Genomic DNA, 4526 nt, shown 5'->3' with positions numbered 1-4526 from the left:
CCAACAAGGAGCACATCGCCGTCGGCGAGGCCCGCAAGCTGGGCATCCCGGTGATCGCGATCCTGGACACCAACTGCGACCCCGACGAGGTCGACTTCCCGATCCCGGGCAACGACGACGCCATCCGTTCGGCAGCGCTGTTGACCAAGGTGGTCGCCTCGGCCGTCGCCGAGGGTCTGCAGGCCCGCGCCGGCCTCGGCGACGGCGACGGCAAACCCGAAGCCGAAGCCGCCGAGCCGTTGGCCGAGTGGGAGCAGGAGCTGCTGGCCTCCGCGACGGCATCAGCGACCGCACCGGCCCCGGCCGGTGCCGCCCCGTCCGGCGCCGGCACGGCCGCCGTCGACACCACCGAGACGAACACGGACGCACCCTAGAAAGGGCTGAACATTGGCGAATTTCACCGCAGCCGACGTCAAGCGACTGCGGGAGCTGACCGGCTCCGGCATGCTCGACTGCAAGAACGCGCTTGCCGAAAGTGACGGCGACTTCGACAAGGCGGTCGAGGTGCTGCGGATCAAGGGCGCCAAAGATATCGGCAAACGCGCCGAGCGGGCCACCGCCGAGGGCTTAGTCGCCGCGCAGGGCGGCGCCCTGATCGAGCTGAACTCGGAGACCGACTTCGTCGCCAAGAACGCCGAATTCCGGCAGCTGGCAGCGGATGTCGTCGCGGCCGCCGCGACGGTCAAAGCCACCGATGTCGATGCGCTCAAAGCCGCCCGGGCCGGCGATAAGACCGTCGAGCAGGCGATCGCCGATCTGTCGGCCAAGATCGGCGAGAAACTCGAACTGCGCCGCGTCGCCTACTTCGACGGCACAGTGGAGAGCTACCTGCACAAACGGTCGGCCGACCTGCCGCCGGCCGTGGGCGTGCTGGTCGAATATCAGGGCGCCAACGAATCCGACAAAGCTGCCGCCCACGCGGTTGCGCTGCAGATCGCCGCGCTGAAGGCCAAGTACCTGACCCGGGACGACGTGCCCGCCGACGTGGTCGCAGACGAGCGCCGCATCGCCGAGGAGACCGCGAAGGAGGAGGGCAAATCCGAACAGGCGCTGCCCAGGATCGTCGAGGGCCGGGTCAACGGCTTCTTCAAAGACACCGTGCTGCTGGAGCAGCCGTCGGTCTCCGACAGCAAAAAAACCGTCAAGGTGCTGCTCGACGAGGCGGGCGTGACGGTGACCCGGTTCGTCCGATTCGAGGTCGGTCAAAGCTAGTCGGGACGAACGCGCTAGCGTCGTGTCATGCAGTACGTGCACGCCTTCGGTGACGACGCCCTCGGCGATAGCGACGCGGTCGGCCTGACCGAGCGAGTCGAATCGGGCGAGGTATCTCCCGGTGAGCTCGTCGAAGCCGCCATCGCCCGCACCGAGAAGGTCAACCCGGCCCTGAACGGCCTGGCGTATCAGGCGTTCGACCGCGCCCGCACCCGGGCTGGTGCCGGCCGGGCCTCCCGCGGCGGTTTCTTCGACGGGGTGCCGACGTATATCAAGGACAATGTCGACGTCGCCGGCATGCCGACGATGCAGGGCACCGATGCGTGGGAACCCCACCCGGCGTCTGCCGACGGCGATTTCGCGAAGCTGTATCTGGGCACCGGGCTGATACCACTGGGCAAAACCCAGCTCAGCGAGTTCGGCTTCAGTGCCTCGGCCGAGCACCCTCGGCTGAGAGCGGTGCGCAACCCGTGGAACACCGACTACACCGCCGGCGCCTCGTCGTCGGGATCGGCGGCGTTCGTCGCAGCCGGGGTGGTGCCGATCGCGCACGCCAATGACGGCGGCGGTTCGATCCGCATCCCCGCCTCCTGCAACGGGCTGGTCGGTCTGAAGCCGTCCCGGGGCAGGTTGCCGCTGGACAGGGATTTTCGCGCGATGCCGGTGCGCATCGTCTACAACGGCGTGGTGACCCGTTCGGTGCGCGACACCGCGGCCTTCTACGCCGAAGCCGAGCGCACCTGGCGCAACCCCAAGCTGCCGCCGGTCGGCGACATCCGGCACGCGGGGAAGGAGCGGCTCAAGATTGCCGTCGTCACCCGGGCACTGGACCGCGAGGCCAGTCCGGACGTGCGGGAACAGACGATGAAAACCGCTGCGCTGCTGGAGGAACTCGGCCACCGCGTCGAGCAGGTCGACCCCCCGCCGATACCGGCCCACTTCGCTGACGACTTCCTGCTGTACTGGGCGTTCCTGGCGACGGCCCTGGTACGCGGCGGACGCCGGATGTTCGGTCCGACGTTCGACCGCACCCGGCTGGACAACCTCACCTTGGGGCTGGACCGCTATGCCAGACGTCACCTCTACCGGCTGCCCGTGGCGACGCTGCGGCTGGCCGCGTCGCGGCGGCACACCGCGCGGCTCTTCCGCAGCTTCGACGCCCTGCTGCTCCCGACGCTGCCTGACCCGCCGCTGCGAGTCGGTTACCTGGATCCGACCGCCGACTACCAACAGATCATCGATCGGCTGATCGACTGGGTGGCGTTCACGCCGCTGCAGAACGCCACCGGCGAACCCGCGATCTCGTTGCCACTGGGTGAGTCCGCCGATGGCTTACCGGTGGGCATGATGCTCACCGCCGGGATCGGTTCGGACGCCCGACTGCTGGAGCTGGCCTACGAACTGGAGGCCGCCCGGCCTTGGTCGGGCATCCAATCCCGTACCGCGCCCTGACCCGAGCCGAGCCGCTCCAGCATCTGTTTGAATTCGCGCTGCTCGGCTGCCGACAGCTTGTCCAGGATACGGCCGTCGGCCACCCGGACGGCGGCCTCCGCGCGTTTCAGCATTTTCCGGCCTTCACCGGTCAGCGTAGCCGGCAGCGCACGCCCGGACGGTACCGATGCCGGCCGGCTCACCGCGCCGCGGTTCTCCAGCCGGTGCAACACCGTGTTCATGGCCTGCGGTGTGACATTGGCACGGCGCGACAACTCGGCGCTGGAAGTCCCCGGATAGATGGAAAGCACTCGCATGCAGACGAATTCGGGAAGCGTCAAACCCAGGGGCCTGAGCACCGCGGACACCTCGGGGCGCAGCGCCGAGCCCACCCGGTACAGCAAATATCCCAGTGGAGCATCGTTGGCCTGACCCATGTCAACTATCTTGACCTATATCAGGCTTGTTGATATATAGGACGTCATGACTGAAGCGCAGAAACTTGAGTTTGACACGGCATACCGCGGCGAAGCCGCCGAATTCGGGTTGGGCGCCCGACCGCCATGGAGCATCGGCGAGCCGCAACCGGAGCTCGCCGCTCTGATCGAACAGGGCAAGTTCCACGGGGATGTGCTGGACGCCGGCTGCGGCGAGGCCGCGGTGTCGCTGTACCTGGCGGAGCGCGGTTACACCACGGTCGGATTGGACTCGGCGCCCACCGCGATTGAACTGGCCAAAGCCGAGGCAGCCAAGCGCGGTTTGACCAACGCCTCCTTCGAGGTGGCCGACATCAGTTCGTTCACCGGCTATGACGGCCGGTTCGGCACCATCGTTGACAGCACGCTGTTTCATTCGATGCCGGTCGAACTGCGCGACGGATACCAGCGCTCGATCGTCCGCGCGGCCGCACCCGGCGCGTCGTATTTCGTCCTGGTTTTCGACAGAACGGGGATGCCCGAGGGGCCGGCCAACCCGGTCACTGAAGACGAACTCCGCCAGGTGGTGTCCCAGCACTGGAGCATCGACGAGATCCGGCCCGCCAGAATTCACGCCAACTTCCGAGACGGCGTTCCCGCCGAGTTTCCTGTGGCCGACCTGCGCGACGAGGCCAACGGGCGTAAGTCGGTTCCTGCCTGGCTGTTGTCGGCACACCTGGAATGACTTTCGCACGCAGCAGTAGCGTCGGCAGATGGACCGTTGCGATGACTGCGGGTTTGAGTACCACGAGGACGCCGCTCCGAACGTGTCTTCCGAGATCGTCGCGGGCGCCCGGGCTTTAGTCACCCTCATCTGCGAACCCGGCGTCGACGTGCGGACTCGGCGCAGCGGGGAACAGTGGTCGCCATTGGAGTACGCGTGCCACGTGCGGGACATACTGTTGGTGCAACGTGAACGGGTGCTCGCCGCTCGATGGGTTGACTGTCCGTCATTCGCCCCGATGGGTCGCGACGAACGCGTGGAGCTCGATGGATACGCCGAGCAGGACCCGGCTGCGGTCGCCCGGCAGCTGGCGGATGCGGCCGCGATGATCGCGAACGTGCTGGGACGGCTCGATGCCTCCGAGTGGGACCGCACCGTCGTTTACAACTACCCGACGACACAGGTGCGCACGTTGGGCTGGGTCGCCGTCCACACCCTGCATGAAGTCAGGCACCACCTTCAAGATGCGCAACGCCAACTCAGCTGACTGACTGGGATCACGCCACGGATTTTTGTCGGCGGGTCTGTCTAGTATTCGAATATGCGTTCGGGTAGTAGTCGGGAAGCGATCACCGCGGCCTTCGACGCGCTGGCAGCCGCCCAAAAACGTGTGCTTGACCTGGACTTCGCCGCGCTGACCACCCCGGAGCGGTTAGCTGTTCTGAAGCGCTGTGAGGTGCTGC

General features: G+C 66.9%; 6 protein-coding genes. 5 read left to right on the top strand and 1 reads right to left on the bottom strand.

Going from position 1 to position 4526, the window contains the following annotated elements; translation table 11 throughout:
• The 3 genes from rpsB to AC2VON_RS02105 form a co-directional block, all read left to right on the top strand.
• On the top strand, positions 1 to 374 hold a 374-nt coding region (gene rpsB / locus AC2VON_RS02115; RefSeq protein WP_486951458.1), incomplete at its 5' end, for a 30S ribosomal protein S2.
• Between the two features lie 13 nt (positions 375 to 387).
• On the top strand, positions 388 to 1212 hold the full coding sequence (gene tsf, locus AC2VON_RS02110; protein WP_486951457.1) for a translation elongation factor Ts: 825 nt from the start codon (positions 388 to 390) through the stop codon (positions 1210 to 1212).
• Between the two features lie 27 nt (positions 1213 to 1239).
• Positions 1240 to 2664, top strand: coding sequence for an amidase (locus tag AC2VON_RS02105; protein WP_486951456.1), 1425 nt, complete (start codon positions 1240 to 1242; stop codon positions 2662 to 2664).
• Here AC2VON_RS02105 and AC2VON_RS02100 read toward each other — a convergent pair.
• Positions 2607 to 3080 (bottom strand): MarR family winged helix-turn-helix transcriptional regulator, encoded by a 474-nt coding sequence (locus tag AC2VON_RS02100; RefSeq protein ID WP_486951455.1) that lies wholly within the window; start codon positions 3078 to 3080, stop codon positions 2607 to 2609. The two genes, AC2VON_RS02105 and AC2VON_RS02100, sit on opposite strands and share 58 nt — an antisense overlap.
• A 46-nt stretch (positions 3081 to 3126) precedes the next feature.
• Here AC2VON_RS02100 and AC2VON_RS02095 point away from each other — a divergent pair, with 46 nt between their 5' ends.
• A complete protein-coding gene (locus AC2VON_RS02095) occupies positions 3127 to 3804 on the top strand; it encodes a class I SAM-dependent methyltransferase (RefSeq protein WP_486951454.1) in 678 nt (225 codons plus the stop codon).
• 28 nt (positions 3805 to 3832) lie between these two features.
• A complete protein-coding gene (locus AC2VON_RS02090) occupies positions 3833 to 4330 on the top strand; it encodes a DinB family protein (RefSeq protein ID WP_486951453.1) in 498 nt (165 codons plus the stop codon).
• Positions 4331 to 4526: the final 196 nt, after the last annotated feature.

The organism is Mycobacterium sp. TH-M82, from assembly GCF_057473605.1.
Note: the sequence above shows the minus strand (reverse complement) of the source record. Positions and strands in the feature narration are given on the sequence as shown.

Excerpts from the sequence above, each read along its gene's own strand:
- AC2VON_RS02105 (WP_486951456.1), top strand. The coding sequence starts at position 1,240 with ATGCAGTACGTGCACGCCTTCGGTGACGACGCCCTCGGCGATAGCGAC.
- AC2VON_RS02100 (WP_486951455.1), bottom strand. The coding sequence starts at position 3,080 with ATGGGTCAGGCCAACGATGCTCCACTGGGATATTTGCTGTACCGGGTG.
- AC2VON_RS02095 (WP_486951454.1), top strand. The coding sequence starts at position 3,127 with ATGACTGAAGCGCAGAAACTTGAGTTTGACACGGCATACCGCGGCGAA.
- AC2VON_RS02090 (WP_486951453.1), top strand. The coding sequence starts at position 3,833 with ATGGACCGTTGCGATGACTGCGGGTTTGAGTACCACGAGGACGCCGCT.